The sequence below is a fragment of the Streptomyces cinereoruber genome (assembly GCF_009299385.1).
GTDB classification, from domain to species: domain Bacteria; phylum Actinomycetota; class Actinomycetes; order Streptomycetales; family Streptomycetaceae; genus Streptomyces; species Streptomyces bikiniensis.
Genome location: NZ_CP023693.1, coordinates 5,719,517 through 5,737,943 on the forward strand (window position 1 = coordinate 5,719,517; position 18,427 = coordinate 5,737,943).

The 18,427-nt window shown below is 71.7% G+C and carries 13 protein-coding genes; 9 read left to right on the plus strand and 4 right to left on the minus strand.

The genetic code is table 11. The features are described from left to right. Positions 1–158 precede the first annotated feature (158 nt). From CP977_RS25865 to CP977_RS25875, 3 genes are all read left to right on the plus strand, one after another. Entirely contained in the window at positions 159–1,046 is an 888-nt protein-coding gene (locus CP977_RS25865) for a FadR/GntR family transcriptional regulator (protein WP_079130998.1), read from the plus strand. A 379-nt stretch (positions 1,047–1,425) separates the two neighbouring features. After that, complete coding sequence (locus CP977_RS25870; RefSeq protein ID WP_152370886.1) at positions 1,426–2,970, plus strand: RNA polymerase sigma factor; 1,545 nt, start codon at positions 1,426–1,428, stop codon at positions 2,968–2,970. A 171-nt stretch (positions 2,971–3,141) separates the two neighbouring features. Continuing rightward, positions 3,142–3,960, plus strand: a complete 819-nt coding sequence (locus CP977_RS25875; protein WP_152370887.1) for a serine protease — start codon at positions 3,142–3,144, stop codon at positions 3,958–3,960. A 174-nt stretch (positions 3,961–4,134) separates the two neighbouring features. Here the strand turns inward: CP977_RS25875 and CP977_RS25880 are convergent, their stop codons facing one another. Continuing rightward, positions 4,135–4,365, minus strand: coding sequence for a DUF7455 domain-containing protein (locus CP977_RS25880; RefSeq protein ID WP_030211728.1), 231 nt, complete (start codon positions 4,363–4,365; stop codon positions 4,135–4,137). 434 nt (positions 4,366–4,799) lie between these two features. Here CP977_RS25880 and CP977_RS25885 point away from each other — a divergent pair, with 434 nt between their 5' ends. The 3 genes from CP977_RS25885 (at position 4,800) to CP977_RS25895 (ending at position 9,191) form a co-directional block, all read left to right on the plus strand. Then, on the plus strand, positions 4,800–6,917 hold the full coding sequence (locus CP977_RS25885) for a DNA gyrase/topoisomerase IV subunit B (RefSeq protein ID WP_062751852.1): 2,118 nt from the start codon (positions 4,800–4,802) through the stop codon (positions 6,915–6,917). A 199-nt stretch (positions 6,918–7,116) separates the two neighbouring features. Beyond that, on the plus strand, positions 7,117–7,602 hold the full coding sequence (locus tag CP977_RS25890; protein WP_229991760.1) for a DUF485 domain-containing protein: 486 nt from the start codon (positions 7,117–7,119) through the stop codon (positions 7,600–7,602). After that, the gene (locus CP977_RS25895) at positions 7,599–9,191 is read left to right on the plus strand and encodes a solute symporter family protein (protein WP_062751851.1); all 1,593 of its coding nucleotides are present in this window, start codon (positions 7,599–7,601) and stop codon (positions 9,189–9,191) included. Before CP977_RS25890 ends, CP977_RS25895 begins: the two co-directional genes overlap by 4 nt. A 32-nt stretch (positions 9,192–9,223) precedes the next feature. On the opposite strand, the gene CP977_RS25900 is transcribed toward CP977_RS25895, so the two are convergent. Beyond that, entirely contained in the window at positions 9,224–9,925 is a 702-nt protein-coding gene (locus CP977_RS25900) for a DUF7342 family protein (RefSeq protein WP_062751850.1), read from the minus strand. Then, entirely contained in the window at positions 9,922–11,595 is a 1,674-nt protein-coding gene (locus CP977_RS25905; RefSeq protein WP_152370888.1) for an ATP-binding protein, read from the minus strand. The genes CP977_RS25900 and CP977_RS25905 overlap by 4 nt, the downstream gene beginning before the upstream one ends. 355 nt (positions 11,596–11,950) lie before the next feature. Here CP977_RS25905 and CP977_RS25910 point away from each other — a divergent pair, with 355 nt between their 5' ends. Beyond that, positions 11,951–13,006, plus strand: coding sequence for a CobW family GTP-binding protein (locus tag CP977_RS25910; protein WP_152370889.1), 1,056 nt, complete (start codon positions 11,951–11,953; stop codon positions 13,004–13,006). A 29-nt stretch (positions 13,007–13,035) separates the two neighbouring features. Here CP977_RS25910 and CP977_RS25915 read toward each other — a convergent pair whose 3' ends face one another. Beyond that, a complete protein-coding gene (locus CP977_RS25915; protein ID WP_062751847.1) occupies positions 13,036–15,495 on the minus strand; it encodes a DNA gyrase/topoisomerase IV subunit A in 2,460 nt (819 codons plus the stop codon). Positions 15,496–15,676: 181 nt separating this feature from the next. On the opposite strand from CP977_RS25915, the gene CP977_RS25920 reads away from it, so the two are divergent. Both CP977_RS25920 and CP977_RS25925 read left to right on the plus strand, forming a co-directional pair. Further along, entirely contained in the window at positions 15,677–17,029 is a 1,353-nt protein-coding gene (locus CP977_RS25920; RefSeq protein ID WP_062751846.1) for a M16 family metallopeptidase, read from the plus strand. A 26-nt stretch (positions 17,030–17,055) separates the two neighbouring features. After that, positions 17,056–18,423 (plus strand): M16 family metallopeptidase, encoded by a 1,368-nt coding sequence (locus tag CP977_RS25925; protein WP_208421363.1) that lies wholly within the window; start codon positions 17,056–17,058, stop codon positions 18,421–18,423. Positions 18,424–18,427: the final 4 nt, after the last annotated feature.

Below are 18,427 nucleotides of genomic sequence, written 5' to 3' on the forward strand. Positions count from 1 at the left end.
ATGTGCGGACCGAAAGGTTCCGGGCCGCCGTCAACTGCCCTGCATTATGCGCGTTATGTCCCATTAATCGTCAATTGTGTAAGGGGTGCCGATCACCCTTTCGTGTGCTTTTCACCAAAGACCTCAAGGGCCCTGGAAGCAGCGCCGACAAAGGATGCGTGAGTACCCTTGCGCACACCATGATGACCGCCGCCCGCTCCGTCGACTCCGGCCTCGGCACCCCGGGCGATCTCGACCGCTACCCCTACGCGGAGGCCCCCGCCGCCGGCCGCGCGGGCCCCTCCTCCTGGGAGGGGGTGGAGACCGACCTGGGCCGCGTCGGCCGCAGGAGCGCCGGCAACCGGGGGCGCGGGCTGCACGGGCAGCTCGTCCAGCAGCTCGGTCAGATGATCGTCTCCGGTGACCTCGGCGCCGACCGTCCGCTCGTCCCCGAGGAGATCGGCCAGCGGTTCGAGGTCTCGCGCACCGTCGTGCGCGAGTCGCTCCGCGTCCTCGAGGCCAAGGGGCTCGTCAGCGCCCGGCCCAACGTCGGCACCCGGGTCCGGCCCGTCAGCGACTGGAACCTCCTCGACCCCGACATCATCGAGTGGCGTGCCTTCGGCCCGCAGCGGGAGGACCAGCGCCGCGAGCTGAACGAGCTGCGCTGGACGATCGAGCCCCTGGCCGCCCGCCTCGCCGCCGGGCACGGCCGCGAGGACGTGCAGCAGCGCCTCGCCGACATGGTCGAGATCATGGGGCACGCGTTCGCCCAGGGCGACGCCGTCACCTTCTCCCGGGCCGACACCGAGTTCCACTCCCTCCTCATCCAGCTCGCCGGGAACCGCATGCTGGAGCACCTCTCCGGCATCGTCGCCGCCGCACTCCAGGTCTCCGGCGGCCCGGCCACCGGCTGCGACCGGCCGAGCGAGGCCTGCCTCGCCCACCACGCACGGATCGTGGACGCGCTCGCCACCGGCGACGCGCAGGGCGCCGAGGCGGCCATGCGGCAGCTCCTCACGGTCCACCCCGAGGTGGAGCGTGTCGTCCCGGCTCCCCGCGAACACTGACCGCCGGGCCGTGGCCGGGAGCGAAGGGGCGCACGCGCCGCGTGTCGCCGGATCCGGGCGCCGTCCGGGGAGCCCGACAGGGCCGTCCCGAGACGGCGCCCGGGTTTCGACGGCGCAAAAGTGAGCAGATAGACCTGTCTGGAAGTTTCGTCGCAAATGAGGTGTGACTCGGGCCACGAAGATTGGGCGTAACACTCCTCCGAGCCGTGCGATGACCTAAGAGGTGACAGCCGAGGAAGGAATACAGCAGCCGACGGAGGCGCTGTGCAGTTCCCCGGTCCAGCCCGCGCCGTCGGCACATCCCCCGTCGACGGTCGTCGGCTCCAGTCCGATCCAGGGCGGGGCCGGAAGCCGTTTCCATCGTTCCGAGAGGTTGTTCGTGTCGGCCAGCACATCCCGTACGCTCCCGCCGGAGATCGCCGAGTCCGAGTCTGTGATGGCGCTCATCGAGCGGGGAAAGGCTGATGGGCAGATCGCCGGCGATGACGTGCGTCGGGCCTTCGAGGCTGACCAGATTCCGCCAACCCAGTGGAAGAATGTTCTGCGCAGCCTCAATCAGATCCTCGAGGAAGAGGGTGTGACGCTGATGGTCAGTGCAGCGGAGTCGCCGAAGCGCGCCCGCAAGAGCGTCGCAGCGAAGAGCCCGGCCAAGCGCACCGCCACCAAGACCGTCACCGCCAGGGCGACCGTGACGAAGTCCGCCGTCCCGGCCGCGGCCCCCGCCGCCGAAGGCGCCGACCCGGCCGACGAGGCCGGTTCGACCGCCAAGAAGGCGGCCGCGAAGAAGACCGCCACCAAGAAGACGGCGGCCAAGAAGACCGTCGCCAAGAAGACGGCGGCCAAGAAGACCACGTCCAAGAAGGACGCCGAAGAGCTCATCGAGGGCGAGGAGCTCCTCGAGGACGTCGCTCCCGGCAAGGGCGAGGACGAGGAGACCGAGGGCGAGACCAAGGGCTTCGTGCTGTCCGACGAGGACGAGGACGACGCTCCGGCGCAGCAGGTCGCGGTCGCCGGCGCCACCGCCGACCCGGTCAAGGACTACCTCAAGCAGATCGGCAAGGTCCCGCTGCTCAACGCCGAGCAGGAGGTCGAACTCGCCAAGCGCATCGAGGCCGGTCTGTTCGCCGAGGACAAGCTCGCCAACTCGGACAAGCTCGCGCCGAAGCTCAAGCGCGAGCTGGAGATCATCGCCGAGGACGGCCGCCGGGCCAAGAACCACCTCCTGGAGGCCAACCTCCGTCTGGTGGTCTCCCTGGCCAAGCGCTACACCGGCCGCGGCATGCTCTTCCTGGACCTGATCCAGGAGGGCAACCTGGGTCTGATCCGTGCCGTCGAGAAGTTCGACTACACCAAGGGCTACAAGTTCTCCACGTACGCCACCTGGTGGATCCGTCAGGCGATCACCCGCGCCATGGCCGACCAGGCCCGCACCATCCGTATCCCGGTGCACATGGTCGAGGTCATCAACAAGCTCGCACGCGTGCAGCGCCAGATGCTCCAGGACCTGGGCCGCGAGCCCACCCCGGAGGAGCTGGCCAAGGAGCTCGACATGACCCCGGAGAAGGTCATCGAGGTCCAGAAGTACGGCCGTGAGCCGATCTCCCTCCACACCCCGCTGGGTGAGGACGGCGACAGCGAGTTCGGCGACCTCATCGAGGACTCCGAGGCGGTCGTCCCGGCCGACGCGGTGAGCTTCACGCTCCTCCAGGAGCAGCTGCACTCCGTCCTCGACACCCTCTCCGAGCGCGAGGCGGGCGTCGTCTCGATGCGCTTCGGCCTCACCGACGGCCAGCCGAAGACGCTGGACGAGATCGGCAAGGTCTACGGCGTGACGCGCGAGCGGATCCGCCAGATCGAGTCGAAGACGATGTCGAAGCTCCGTCACCCGTCGCGCTCGCAGGTGCTCCGCGACTACCTCGACTGACGCGATCGGCACACCCGCCCCGGTACGGATCCGAAGATCCGTACGAGGCACACGGCGGTACGCGAAGGGCCCGGCTCCCCGAAAGGGGGAGCCGGGCCCTTCGGGTGTGCGGCGCGGCTCCGGGTGCTGGACGCTGGGTGAACCGACATCACCGGAGAGTCAGGAGGCTCCATGCGTGGTTCCCTCACCCGAGCATTGACGGGTGCTCTGGGACTGATCACCGCGGCGGCGGGACACCTCGCCCTCGCCGCCCCCGTGGTCGCCGACAGCGTCGTGGTGGGCGGCCGCCAGGTCGGGATCGCGGACGCGCCGTGGGTCGTGGCGCTGTCCAGCCGTGACCGGTTCGGGGGTACGCGCGCGGGGCAGTTCTGCGGAGGCGTGGTCGTCGCACCCACCAAGGTGCTCACGGCGGCCCACTGTCTGGGCCGGGAGGTGCTGGGCGGCGAGCCGTGGGAGGTGCGCGACTTCGCGGTCATCGCCGGCCGTGCCTCGCTGCGCGGCCAGGGCGGCCAGGAGGTGCGGGTCTCCGACACGTGGATCAACCCCGACTACGACCCGACGACCAACTCGGGCGATCTGGCGGTCCTGACGCTGGTGAGCCCGCTGCCCGAGTCGTACGTGATCGGCGTCGCCCGCCCGGAGGACGCCGCGTACGCGCCCGGTACGGCGGCGGACGTCTACGGCTGGGGGGACACGACCGGCAGGGGGAGTTACGCCTCGGCGCTGCGGACGGCGCGCGTCCAGGTGCTGCCGGACACGGCGTGCGAGCGGGCGTATCCGGGCGGTTCCGGCGTCCGGTACCGGGGCGACACGATGGTGTGCGCGGGCGACCCGCAGGGCGGCAAGGACGCGTGCCAGGGGGACAGCGGAGGCCCGCTGGTGGCCGGGGGGCTTCTCATCGGCCTGGTGTCCTGGGGCAGCGGCTGCGGGGAGGCCGAGAACCCGGGCGTCTACACGCGCGTCTCGACGGTGCTGCCGGAGCGCTTCTGAGACGTGTTCGGGAAGGGCCTCGGGGCCGGGCCGTAAAAGCTCCTGCGGCCCGGCCCCGAGGCCTCTCCCGGAAGGTTCCGGAAACGAGAACGGGCGGTCACTCCCCGCAGTACGGGGGCGACCGCCCGCCGTCCGGTCAGCGACCGGCCCTGGGCTCGTCGTGGATGCGGGGCGTCAGTGCTCGTCGCCCACCGTGCGGGCCGGCACGTCCGTGAGCCGGTCCGTCTCATCCTGTATCTCAACGGCGATCTTCTTGAGTTCCGGCTCGAACTTACGTCCGTGGTGGGCGCAGAAGAGCAAGTCACCTCCGCTGGTCAGGACGACACGCAGGTAAGCCTGGGCGCCGCAGCGGTCGCAGCGGTCAGCGGCCGTCAGGGGGCTCGCGGGGGTCAGAACAGTAGTCACGTCGCCTCTTCTCTAGCTCGACGAGCTGTCGTACCAGGGTCAACATCCAACCAGGCCGAAAACGTTCCCGCTCGTGCCTTTTCCTTGAAACTTCTTCCAAGGTGGCTGTCTGCTGCCGGTTGGCGGCGAATGAGCCGTATTGCGTCGCTCTACGGATTTCGCGTTGCTTGTCTCGGTCAGGCCCTCCCGGCGTGGTTGCCGGTTGTTCATGAGGACGTGCCCGGAGCCTAAATGGTTCATGCCTGGAAGGGAACGTGATGTTCACGTCACCCGATCGAGGGATCGAACGTACATGCGAAGCTGGACTAGCATGAGGAACCGGGGAGGGTGGCGTGACAACGGCTCTACCAGGCATCGGTACCCTCTGAAGCCGGTGACCGACGCCGGGCCTTACCCACCGGGCCAGATTTCAAATTCAGCGAGGAGCGAACCGCGTGACCGCCGAGACGTCCGTGCCGTCCAGTGCGCTGCTGACCGCAGACCGTGACGGTTCCAACTACACCGCGCGGCACCTGCTCGTACTGGAAGGGCTCGAAGCGGTTCGCAAGCGCCCCGGCATGTACATCGGGTCCACCGACAGCCGCGGCCTGATGCACTGCATCTGGGAGATCATCGACAACTCGGTCGACGAGGCCCTCGGCGGTTACTGCGACCACATCGAGGTCGTCCTCCACGAGGACGGCTCCGTCGAGGTCCGGGACAACGGCCGGGGCATCCCCGTCGACGTCGAGCCGAAGACCGGCCTCTCGGGCGTCGAGGTCGTCATGACCAAGCTGCACGCCGGCGGAAAGTTCGGCGGCGGCTCGTACGCGGCGTCCGGCGGTCTGCACGGCGTCGGCGCCTCCGTGGTCAACGCCCTGTCGGCCCGCCTCGACGTCGAGGTCGACCGGAACAGCGCCACCCACTCGATCAGCTTCCGCCGCGGCGTCCCCGGCGTCTTCACGGAGCAGGGCCCCGACAGCCCCTTCGACCCGGCCAACGGCCTCCGCAAGGGCAAGCGGATCCCCAAGACCCGCACCGGCACCCGCGTCCGCTACTGGGCGGACCGCCAGATCTTCCTCAAGGACGCCAAGCTCTCCCTGGAGACGCTCCACCAGCGCGCCCGGCAGACCGCCTTCCTCGTCCCCGGGCTCACCATCGTCGTCCGCGACGAGCGGGACCTGGCCGGGGTCGGCAAGAGCGAGGAGACCTTCCGCTTCGACGGGGGCATCAGCGAGTTCTGCGAGTACCTCGCGCAGGACAGGGCCGTCTGCGACATCCAGCGCCTCACCGGACAGGGCACCTTCAAGGAGACCGTCCCGGTCCTTGACGAGCGCGGCCACATGACCCCGACCGAGGTCACCCGCGAGCTCGCCGTCGACGTCGCCCTGCGCTGGGGCACCGGCTACGACAGCACGATCAAGTCCTTCGTCAACATCATCGCCACCCCCAAGGGCGGCACCCACGTCTCCGGCTTCGAGCAGGCCGTCACCAGGACGGTGAACGAGGTGCTGCGCTCGGCCAAGATGCTGCGCGTCGCCGAGGACGACATCGTCAAGGACGACGCCCTGGAGGGGCTCACGGCCGTCGTGACCGTGCGCCTCGCGGAGCCGCAGTTCGAAGGCCAGACCAAGGAGGTCCTGGGCACCTCCGCCGCCCGCCGGATCGTGGCGAACGTGGTGGCCAAGGAGCTCAAGGCCTTCCTCACCTCCACCAAGCGGGACGCCAAGGCGCAGGCCCGCGCCGTCCTGGAGAAGGCCGTCGCCGCGGCCCGCACCCGGATCGCGGCCCGCCAGCACAAGGAGGCGCAGCGCAGGAAGACCGCGCTCGAGTCCTCCTCCCTGCCGGCCAAGCTGGCCGACTGCCGCAGCGACGACGTGGAGCGCAGCGAGCTCTTCATCGTCGAGGGCGACTCGGCCCTCGGCACGGCCAAGCTCGCCCGCAACAGCGAGTTCCAGGCCCTGCTGCCGATCCGCGGCAAGATCCTCAACGTCCAGAAGTCGTCCGTCGCGGACATGCTCAAGAACGCCGAGTGCGGCGCGATCATCCAGGTCATAGGAGCGGGCTCGGGCCGCACCTTCGACATCGACGCGGCCCGCTACGGCAAGGTCATCATGATGACCGACGCCGACGTCGACGGGTCCCACATCCGCACGCTGCTGCTCACGCTCTTCCAGCGGTACATGCGGCCCATGGTCGAGGCGGGGCGGGTCTTCGCCGCCGTTCCGCCGCTGCACCGCATCGAGCTCGTCCAGCCGAAGCGGGGCCAGGACAAGTACGTCTACACGTACTCGGACAACGAGCTGCGGCAGACCCTTCTCGAGTTCCAGCGCAAGGGGGTCCGCTACAAGGACTCCATCCAGCGCTACAAGGGTCTGGGCGAGATGGACGCCGACCAGCTCGCGGAGACCACGATGGACCCGCGCCACCGCACCCTGCGCCGGATCAACATCGGCGATCTGGAGGCCTCGGAGCAGGTCTTCGACCTCCTCATGGGCAATGACGTCGCCCCCCGCAAGGAGTTCATCACCAGCTCCGCGGCCACTCTCGACCGCTCGCGCATCGACGCCTGAGGAACCCGTCCGTGGGCGGGGCCGAACGCTCCGCCCACGGGCCGTGCGGTACGCATATCAGCACGGTTTTGTCAGGCCACCTGGGAAAAGAGTCACCTGATGAGGTGAAGTGAGGGAGGAGAAGAGTCCGGGAAGTTCCCGCTCTGTCCATCCTTGTGCACGCGGCCGAAACGGTTCGCTGACAAGGAGAGTTGGACCGGTGGAGCAGGTGGACAAGCAGGAGGGGCGCGGCGCTTCGGCGGTGCCGGTCGACGACCCCTGGGACAACGCGCCGACCCCCGGCCGGGACGGGCGGGTGGAGAGCGGGACGACCGGCGACGGTCACCCGGGCGCGGTGCCGCGCCAGCGGGTCCCCAGCGCGGCGGAGATCTATCTGGAGGTCCAGCGGAGCCCCGCCTTCCAGGAAGTGCGCCGCCGCTACCGCCGGTTCGTCTTCCCCGCCACCTTCGCCTTCCTGGCCTGGTACCTCGCCTACGTCGTGGCGGCGACCGCCGCGCCGGAGCTCATGGCCCGGCCGGTCGCCGGAGCGGTGAACGTGGCGATGGTCGCGGGCCTCGGCCAGTTCCTCACCACCTTCCTGCTCACCTGGGCGTACGCGCGCCACGCGCGGCTGCGCAGGGACCGGGCGGCCCTCGAACTGCGCTGGGACACGCAGGAGATGACCCGAGGGGCGGTGCGGCGGTGACCGGAGACCACCAGACCCTGGCGCTCGTGCTGTTCAGCGTCTTCGTCGCCGTGACCCTGGGCATCACCACCTGGGTGAGCCGCAGCCGGCGCGGTTCGGCGGAGGAGTTCTACGCCGGAGGGCGTCTCTTCTCGCCCATGGAGAACGGCTTCGCCATCGCCGGCGACTACATGTCGGCGGCGTCCTTCCTCGGCATCTCCGGCCTGATCGCGCTCTACGGCTACGACGGCATGCTGTACTCCGTCGGCTTCCTCGTCGCCTGGCTCGTCGTCCTCCTCCTCGTCGCCGAACTGGTCCGCAACTGCGGACGGTTCACCCTGGCCGACGTCGTCGCCGCCCGGATGGCCGAGCGGCCCGTGCGGATCGCCGCCGGAACGTCCTCGGTGGCCGTCTCCGTGCTGTACCTGGTGGCACAGATGGTCGGCGCCGGAAGCCTGGTCGCCCTGCTCCTCGGCGGCACCAGCGAGGCGGCCCGGTCCTGGACGGTGATCGGAGTGGGCGCGCTGATGGTGATCTACGTGTCGCTCGGCGGCATGCGGGCCACCACCTGGATCCAGATCGTCAAGGCGGTCCTGCTCATGGCGGGCACGGTCGCGCTCACCGTCCTCGTCCTGTTCCGCTTCCACGGCGACGTGAACAGCCTGCTCTCCACCGCGGCCGAACGCAGCGGCCACGGAACGGACTTCCTCGCCCCCGGGCTCCGCTACGGCGGGGACTGGACGGCCCGTCTCGACTTCATCAGCCTCGGCCTCGCCCTGGTCCTGGGCACCGCCGGCCTGCCGCACATCCTGTCGCGCTTCTACACCGTGCCGACCGCCCGGGCCGCCCGCCGCTCCGTCGTCTGGTCCATCGGGCTCATCGGCAGCTTCTACCTGATGACGATCGTGCTCGGCTTCGGCGCCGCCGCCCTGATCGGCCCCGACGAGGTCCGGGCGTCCAACGCGGCCGGGAACACCGCCGTACCGCTGCTCGCGCTCGACCTCGGGGGCGGCGCGGGCTCCACCGGGGGCACGGTGCTCTTCGCGATCGTCGCCGCCGTCGCCTTCGCGACCATCCTCGCCGTCGTCGCCGGGATCACCCTCGCCTCCTCGGCCTCCGTCGCCCACGACCTGTACGCCTCGCTGCGCCGCAAGCACGCCAAGCAGTACAGCGAGGTGGCCGTGGCCCGGGTCGCCGCGGTGGTGATCGGCGCCGCCGCGATCGGCCTCGGGCTGCTCGCCAGCGACCTCAACGTGGCCTTCCTCGTCGGTCTGGCCTTCGCCGTGGCGGCTTCCGCCAACCTGCCGGTGCTGCTCTACTCGCTGTTCTGGCGCAAGTTCACGACCAGGGGCGCGGTCTGGGCCGTGTACGGCGGGCTGATCCCGGCCGTCCTGCTCGTCCTGGTCTCGCCGGTCGTCTCCGGCAGCCCGGAATCGCTCTTCCCCGGCGTCGACTTCCACCTCTTCCCGCTGCAGAACCCGGGCGTGGTCTCCATCCCGCTCGGCTTCCTCGCCGGATGGGTCGGCACGGTCACCTCGACCGAGCCGCCCGACGAGGCACGGCACGCGGAGACCGAGGTCCGCGCACTGACCGGCGCGGGAGCGGTCTGACGGGGCACGGACACGGGGGCCGGGAAGGGGCGTCAGACGGCGGGCGGTGAACTCGCCCAGGCGTACCGGTGCTCGGGGCGGCCCGTCTCGCCGTACCGGAGCGACAGGCGCACCCGGCCGGTCCGCTCCAGGAGCTTGAGGTAGCGCTGCGCGGTCTGGCGGCTCACGCCGGACCGCTCGGCGATCTCCTGCGCGGACAGCGGCCCGTCGGCGGCGAGCAGCACCTGCCGGACCAGCTCGGCCGTGGTGGGGGAGTGCCCCTTCGGCAGGTCGGGGGCGACGGAGCCCGCCGCCAGGGCCCCGAAGATGCGGTCCACCTCCGCCTGCTCGGCCTCGCCCCCGCCCGCTAGGGCGCGGCGGAGCGTCGCGTACGCCTCCAGCTTCCCGCGCAGGCCGGCGAAGTTGAACGGCTTCACCAGGTACTGGAGGGCGCCGTGCCGCATCGCCGCCTGCACGGTGGCCACGTCCCGGGCCGCCGTCACCATGATCACGTCGCACTGGTGGCCGCGCGCGCGGAGCTTCCGCACCGCCGCGAGGCCGTTCTCGTCCGGCAGGTAGTGGTCCAGGAGGATCAGGTCCACCGGCCGCTCGTCCAGGACGGCGAGCGCACCGGCGGTCGAGTGGGCGGTGGCGACGACCCGGAAGCCGGGCACCTTGGCGACGTAGGCGGCGTTGATCCGCGCCACCCGCACGTCGTCGTCCACCACGAGCACGTCGATGGGCACGTCGGTCATCGCGCCTCCCCGGCGGGCTCCGGGACGACCGGGGCGTCGGCCGGGGCGTCGCTCAGGGCGTCCGGGAGGACGACGGTGAACTCGGCCCCGCCGCCGGGGCCTCCGGCCACGGTCGCGCCGCCGCCCCGGCGCTCGGCGAGCCGGCGCACCAGGGCGAGGCCCAGCCCCCGCTTCCCGTGGGACGGGAGGGCCTTCGTCGTCCAGCCCTCGGTGAAGATCAGCTCGCGCCGCTCCTCCGGCACCCCCGGGCCGCTGTCCGAGACCCGCAGCACGACCGTACGGTCCTCGCAGCGGAAGGAGACGCCGACCCGGGCGTCCGGGGTCCCGACGGCCGCGTCCAGGGCGTTGTCGACCAGGTTGCCGACGACGGTGACCAGTTCGCGCGGGTCGACCAGCCGGTCCGGAAGCAGCGAGTCCGGCGCGATCCGCAACGAGACGCCGCGCTCGGCGGCGACGGTGGCCTTGCCGACGAGCAGCGCGGCCAGGAGCGGATCGTGGACCTTCTCGGTGACCTGCTCGGCGGTGGCCCGGTGCACCCCGACCACCTCGGTGACGAACTCCACCGCCTCCTCGTGCATCTCCAGCTCCAGGAGGCCGAGGAGGGTGTGCATCCGGTTGGCGTGCTCGTGGTCCTGGGCGCGCAGGGCGTCGATGAGACCCCGCGTGGCGTCCAGCTCGCGGCCGAGGTGCTCCAGCTCGGTGCGGTCACGGAGGGTCGCCACCGCGCCGCCGTCGTCCGTGGGCATCCGGTTCGCGATCAGCACCCGGTGCCCCCGGACCGTGACCAGGTCCTCGCCGGTGACCCGGCCCGCCAGGACGTCGGCGGTACGGCCCCGGCCGAGGACCTCGTCGAGCGGCCGCCCCGCCGCCTCGGGGCCGAGGCCGAGGAGCCGCTGCGCCTCGTCGTTCATGAGCCGTACGGAGCCGTTGCGGTCCAGGGCCACCACGCCCTCCCGGATGCCGTGCAGCATGGCCTCGCGTTCGGCGAGGAGCGCGGAGATGTCCGAGAATGCCAGGTCGTGGGTCTGCCGCTGGAGCCGTCGGGAGATCAGGTACGCGGCCAGGGCCCCGGCGGCGAGCGCGCCGCCCGCGTAGGCGAGGAGACCGGGGATCGCGCCGAGGAGCCGGTCGCGGACGCTGTCGTACTCGATGCCGACGGAGACCGCGCCGACGGTCCGCCCGTCCGCGTCGCGCAGCGGCACCTTGCCGCGCGCCGACCGGCCGAGGGTGCCGCTGTCGATCTCCATGACCTCCCGCCCGGCCAGGGCCTCGCTCGGATCGGTGGAGACGCGCCTGCCGATCTGCACGGGGTCGGGGTGTGACCAGCGGACCCCGCGCACGTCCATGACGACGACGTACTCGGCGCCCGTGGAGGTCCGCACCCGTTCGGCCTCCGCCTGTACCGGGCCCCGCGCGGACGGCGGTCCGGCGGTGAGGTCGGCGGCGAGCCGGGGCGACGCGGTGGTCCCGGCGATGGCCAGGGCCCGCCGCATGGCCTGGTCGTCGAGCTGGGCGCTCAGCGGGGCCAGGAACAGGCCGGTGGCGAGGACGGTCACCCCCGTCGCGACGGCCAGCTGCATCAGCAGGACCTGCGAGAACACCCGCCGGGGCCACCCGAGCCGCCGACGGCGCGTGAGGGGGCGCGAGGGGCCGGTCCGTACGGGGTTCATGTCCGAAAAGGTACGGGGACAGGCCCCGGCACCGGAAATGGGCGGGGGAGGGGGAGGGAAGGCGTGCGGTGCCGGAGCGGGGGTAGGGCCCAAGAGACCGCAGTCCGTCCCGGGGCACCCGCCCCGAGGGACCGAAACCCGTTCCGGGGCGTCCGCCCATGTAACCCGAACCCGTCCTGGGGCGTCCGCCCCCGGGACCCGAACCCGTCCCGGGGCACCCGCCCCGTACGCACGCACCCGCGTCGCCCCGGGAGCCCGTCGCCGGCTCGCGGCCCGCCTATCCTGGGCCTTCCCGCGGAACGGCCGAGCGGCGCGGCGCGGGCACCACGACCGAGCACGACCGGAGGCACGTCCCTTGACCACGCAGCAGATCCCCGTCGTCGTCCTGGCCGGGTTCCTCGGGGCCGGGAAGACCACGCTCCTCAACCATCTGCTGCGCAGCGCCCGGGGCACCCGCATCGGGGTCATGGTCAACGACTTCGGCGACATCGGCATCGACGCGATGACCGTCGCCGGCCAGGTCGGCTCCACCGTCTCCCTCGGCAACGGCTGCCTGTGCTGCGCCGTCGACGCCAGTGAGCTCGACGAGTACCTGGAGGTCCTGACCCGGCCCGAGTCCCGGCTCGACGTGATCGTGATCGAGGCGAGCGGACTCGCGGAGCCGCAGGAACTGGTCCGCATGGTCCTCGCCAGCGAGAACGAGCGGATCGTGTACGGAGGGCTCGTCGAGGTCGTCGACGCGGCCGAGTTCGGGGCCACCCGGCAGCGGCACCCCGGGACCGACCGGCACCTGGCCGTCGCCGACCTCGTGGTCGTCAACAAGGCCGACCGGGTCTCCGCCGACGAGCTGCGGAGCGTACGGGAGACGGTCGCGGGCCTCGCCGGGCGCGCCGCCGTGATCGAGGCCTCCCACGGCCGCGTCGACCCGGAACTGCTCTTCGACCGGGTCGTGCCGGACGGCGAGATCGAGGGCCAGATGTCCATCGAGGACGTCCTGTACGGCTCCGACGACGCCGCCGAACACGCGCACGCGTCCTACGAGACCGTCTCGCTGACGGCCTCGACGCCGCTCCACCCGCGCCGCCTGATGGCGTTCCTCGACTCCCGCCCCGAAGGGCTCTACCGGATCAAGGGGTTCATCGACCTCGGCGCCGCCGACCCGGCCAACCGCTACACCGTGCACGCCGTCGGGCGCTTCCTGCGCTTCTACCCGGAGCCCTGGCCCGCCGGCGAGGAGCGCCTCACCCAGCTCGTCCTGATCGGCTCCGGCATCGACGCGGCCGGCCTGCGCAAGGAGCTCGCCGCCTGCGAGCTGAGCGGCCCGCAGGACGTGCCCGACGAGTCCGGCATGTGGGGCCTGCTGCGGTACGTGCCGCAGACGGAGGAGGAGCCGGAGGAGACCCTGTTCTAGGGCCTCTTCCGACTCCTCCTGATGGTGCTCTAGCTGGCCGGGCCCGCCAGCACCTCCACCGGCTTCGCCAGCGGCGTGCCCGAGCCGTCGCGGCGGGGGTCGATCTCCGGGAGCTCGACCGGAGTGCCGTTCTTCTGGGCGGCGCGGGCCGGGACGGCGCCCGCCCACGCCAGGATCAGGACGTCCTCGCCCTTCAGGAAGCGCTGGCAGCGGACGCCGCCGGTCGCACGTCCCTTGCGCGGGTACTGGTCGAAGGGCGTCAGCTTCGCCGACGTACCGGCGGAGGAGTCCAGGGCGCCCGTGGAGCCCGCGACCGTGAAGACCACCGCGTCCGACGCCGGGTCCACCGCCGTGAACGAGAGGACCTCGGCGCCCGCGGCCAGCTTGACGCCCGCCATGCCGCCCGCGGGCCGGCCCTGGGGCCGCACCTGGGAGGCCGGGTAGCGCAGCAGCTGGGCGTCGGAGGTGATGAAGACCAGGTCCTCCTCGCCCGTCCGCAGCTCGGTCGCGCCGACGATCCGGTCACCGTCCTTGAGGGTGATGACCTCCAGCTCGTCCTTGTTCGCCGGGTAGTCCGGCACGACCCGCTTCACCACGCCCTGGAGCGTGCCGAGGGCGAGCCCCTGCGAGGCCTCTTCGAGGGTCGTCAGGCAGACCACCGTCTCGTCCGCCTCCAGGGAGACGAACTCCGACAGCGGCGCGCCACCCGCCAGGTTCGGGGCGGCCGCGGTGTCCGGCAGCTGCGGCAGGTCGATCACCGCGATCCGCAGCAGCCGGCCGGCCGAGGTCACCGCGCCGATGTCACCGCGCTGGGTGGCGGCCACCACCGACACGATCACGTCGTGCTTGACCCGCTTCGCGTCCGGGTCGGTGGGCGGCAGCTCCTCCGTCGCCGTACGGGCCAGCAGGCCGGTCGAGGAGAGCAGCACCCGGCACGGGTCGTCCGCGACCTGGAGGGACGTGGCCGCGACGGGCGTGCCGGCCGATTCGAGCAGGACGGTCCGGCGGTCGGTGCCGAACTTCTTGGCGACCGCGGCCAGCTCCGCCGAGACCAGCTTGCGCAGCTCCGCGTCGGACTCCAGGATCCCGGTCAGCTCGTCGATCTCGCCGTTGAGGCGGTCCCGCTCGCCCTCCAGCTCGATCCGGTCGAACTTGGTGAGGCGGCGCAGCGGGGTGTCCAGGATGTACTGCGTCTGGATCTCGCTCAGGGAGAAGCGCTCCATCAGGCGCTCCTTGGCCTGCGCCGAGTTCTCGCTCTCCCGGATGAGGCGGATGACCTCGTCGATGTCGAGCAGGGCCACCAGCAGGCCCTCGACCAGGTGGAGCCGGTCGCGCTTCTTGGTGCGGCGGAACTCGGAGCGGCGGCGGACCACCTCGAAGCGGTGGTCCAGGTAGACCTCCAGGAGCTCCTTGAGGCCGAGGGTGAGCGGCTGCCCGTCGACGAGCGCCACGTTGTTGATGCCGAAGGACTCCTCCATCGGCGTCAGCTTGTAGAGCTGCTCCAGGACCGCCTCGGGCACGAAGCCGTTCTTGATCTCGATGACCAGGCGCAGGCCGTGGCTGCGGTCGGTGAGGTCCTTGACGTCCGCGATGCCCTGGAGCTTCTTGGAGCCGACCAGGTCCTTGATCTTGGAGATGACCTTCTCCGGGCCGACCGTGAACGGCAGCTCGGTCACGACGATGCCCTTGCGGCGGGCCGTGACGGTCTCCACGGTCGTGGTGGCGCGGATCTTGAAGGAGCCGCGCCCCGACGCGTACGCGTCCTTGATGCCGGAGAGGCCGACGATCCGGCCGCCGGTCGGCAGGTCCGGTCCCGGCACGAAGCGCATCAGCGTCTCGAGGTCGGCGTTCGGGTGCCGGATCAGGTGGCGGGCGGCCGCGACGACCTCGCCGAGGTTGTGCGGGGGCATGTTGGTCGCCATGCCGACCGCGATGCCGGACGCGCCGTTGACCAGCAGGTTCGGGTAGGCGGCGGGCAGCGCCGCCGGCTCCTGCTCCTGGCCGTCGTAGTTCGGCGCGAAGTCGACCGTGTCCTCTTCGATGGACTCGGTCATGAGCAGCGCGGCCGGGGCCATCCGCGACTCGGTGTACCGCATGGCGGCCGGCGGGTCGTCGTTGCCGAGGGAGCCGAAGTTGCCGTGGCCGTCGACGAGCGGGAGGCGCATGGAGAAGGGCTGCGCCATGCGGACCATCGCGTCGTAGATCGACGCGTCGCCGTGCGGGTGCAGCTTGCCCATCACCTCGCCGACGACCCGGGCGCACTTCACGAAGCCGCGGTCGGGGCGCAGCCCCATCTCGTTCATCTGGTAGACGATGCGGCGCTGGACGGGCTTCATCCCGTCGCGGGCGTCCGGGAGCGCGCGCGAGTAGATCACCGAGTACGCGTACTCGAGGAAGGAGCCCTGCATCTCGTCGACGACGTCGATGTCGAGGATCCTCTCCTCGTACGCGTCGTCCGGCGGCGGTGTCTTCGTGCTGCGGCGGGCCATCGCGGCTGCGGCTCCTTCACCAACAAGGTTGATCTGACGCGGACCATTGTGGACCGTGCCACCGACAACGCCGACCGCGACCCGGAAGAGGGACATCTCGCGGGGACGGGAACTTCGCCAGGTGTCGGCGCGCTTGCATACAGTGGCAGGACTTTTTCACATCGCGATCGAAGGGACGTACATGCCCATGGGTCACACGGCCACGGCCGAGGCCGGCTCCGGCGGCCTGACAGCGACCGAGCACCGGTTGGCGAACGGCCTGCGCGTGGTGCTCTCGGAGGACCACCTGACCCCGGTCGCCGCGGTCTGCCTCTGGTACGACGTCGGCTCGCGCCACGAGGTCCGGGGCCGCACGGGGCTCGCCCACCTCTTCGAGCACCTGATGTTCCAGGGCTCGAAGCAGGTCCACGGCAACGGGCACTTCGAGCTGGTGCAGGGCGCGGGCGGCTCGCTCAACGGCACGACGAGCTTCGAGCGCACCAACTACTTCGAGACCATGCCCACGCACCAGCTGGAGCTCGCGCTCTGGCTGGAGGCCGACCGCATGGGCTCGCTGCTCGCCGCCCTGGACGACGAGTCCATGGAGAACCAGCGGGACGTCGTCAAGAACGAGCGCCGCCAGCGCTACGACAACGTGCCGTACGGCACGGCCTTCGAGAAGCTGACCGCCCTCGCCTACCCGGAGGGGCACCCCTACCACCACACGCCGATCGGCTCCATGGCCGACCTGGACGCGGCCACCCTGGAGGACGCGCGGGAGTTCTTCCGCACGTACTACGCCCCGAACAACGCGGTGCTCTCCGTCGTCGGCGACATCGACCCGGAGCAGACCCTCGCCTGGATCGAGAAGTACTTCGGCTCCATCCCCGGCCACGACGGCAAGCCGGCCCCGCGCGACGGCTCGCTGCCCGACGTCATCGGCGAGCAGCTGCGCGAGGTCGTCGAGGAGGAGGTCCCTGCGCGCGCCCTGATGGCCGCCTACCGGCTGCCGCACGACGGCACGCGCGAGTGCGACGCCGCCGACCTGGCCCTGACGGTCCTGGGCGGCGGGGAGTCCTCCCGGCTGCACAACCGCCTGGTCCGCCGGGACCGCACGGCCGTCGCCGCCGGCTTCGGCCTGCTGCGGCTCGCCGGGGCGCCCTCGCTCGGCTGGCTGGACGTCAAGACGTCCGGCGGCGTCGAGGTCCCCGAGATCGAGGCCGCCGTGGACGAGGAGCTCGCCCGGTTCGCCGCCGAGGGCCCCACCCCGGAGGAGATGGAGCGCGCGCAGGCCCAGCTGGAGCGCGAGTGGCTGGACCGGCTCGGCACCGTCGCGGGCCGCGCCGACGAACTGTGCCGGTTCGCCGTGCTGTTCGGCGACCCGCAGCTCGCCCTCACCGCCGTCGACCGCGTCCTCGACATCACGGCCGAGGAGGTGCGGGAGGCCGCCGCGGCCCGGCTGCGCCCGGACAACCGCGCGGTCCTGGTCTACGAGCCGGTGGCCACCGAACAGAGCGAGAGCGACAGCGACGAGGAAGAGGGAGCGGACCAGTGACCGACGCTGCCGCGTCTTTGACGAGCATGGACTTCCACCCGCAGCCGACGCCGGGCACCGCCCGCCCCTGGGCCTTCCCGGCCCCGGACCGCGGCACCCTGGAGAACGGTCTGACCGTCCTCACCAGCCACCGCCCCGGCCAGCAGGTCGTCGCCGTGGAGCTCTTCCTGCCGGCCCCGCTGGACGCCGAGCCCGCCGGCCTCGACGGCGTGGCCACCATCATGGCCCGCGCGCTCTCCGAGGGCACCGACAAGCACAGCGCCGAGGAGTTCGCGGCCGAGCTGGAGCGCTGCGGCGCCACCCTCGACGCGCACGCCGACCACCCGGGCGTACGGGTCTCCCTGGAGGTCCCGGTCTCCCGGCTGCCCAAGGCGCTCGGGCTGCTCTCCGAGGCCCTGATCGCCCCGGCGTTCCTGGACACCGAGGTCGAGCGCCTGGTGCGCAACCGCCTCGACGAGATCCCGCACGAGACGGCCAGCCCGGCCCGGCGCGCCGCCAAGCAGCTCTCCAAGGAGCTGTTCCCGGCCGCCTCCCGGATGTCCCGGCCGCGCCAGGGCACCGAGGAGACCGTCGAGGCGATCGACGCCGCCGCGGTCCGCGCCTTCTACGAGGCGCACGTGCGGCCCGCCACGGCCACCGCCGTGGTCGTCGGCGACCTGACCGGCGTCGACCTGGAGAAGGTCCTCGCGGAGACGCTGGGCGCCTGGACCGGCGAGCCCGGCGAGCCGCTGCCGATGCCGCCGATCACCGCCGACGACACCGGCCGGGTCGTCATCGTGGACCGTCCCGGCGCCGTCCAGACCCAGCTGCTCATTGGCCGGATCGGCCCCGACCGGCACGCCCGCGTCTGGCCGGCCCAGGTCCTCGGCACGTACTGCCTCGGCGGCACCCTGACCTCGCGTCTGGACCGGGTCCTGCGCGAGGAGAAGGGCTACACGTACGGCGTGCGGGCCTTCGGGCAGGTGCTCCGCTCGGACGCCGAGGGGAACGGCGCGGCGATGCTCGCCATCAGCGGCTCCGTCGACACCCCCAACACGGGCCCGGCCCTGGACGACCTGTGGAAGGTGCTGCGCACCCTGGCCGCCGAGGGGCTCACGGACGCCGAGCGGGAGACCGCCGTGCAGAACCTGGTGGGGGTTGCCCCGCTCAAGTACGAGACGGCCGCCTCCGTCGCCGGGACGCTCGCCGACCAGGTGGAGCAGCACCTCCCGGACGACTTCCAGGCCCAGTTGTACGCGCGCCTGGCCGAGACCGGCACCGTCGAGGCGACCGCGGCCGTGGTCAGCGCCTTCCCGGTGGACCGGCTCGTCACGGTCCTGGTGGGCGACGCGGCACAGATCGCGGAGCCGGTGCGGGCGCTCGGCATCGGTGAGGTGACCGTCGTCACCGGCTGATCGG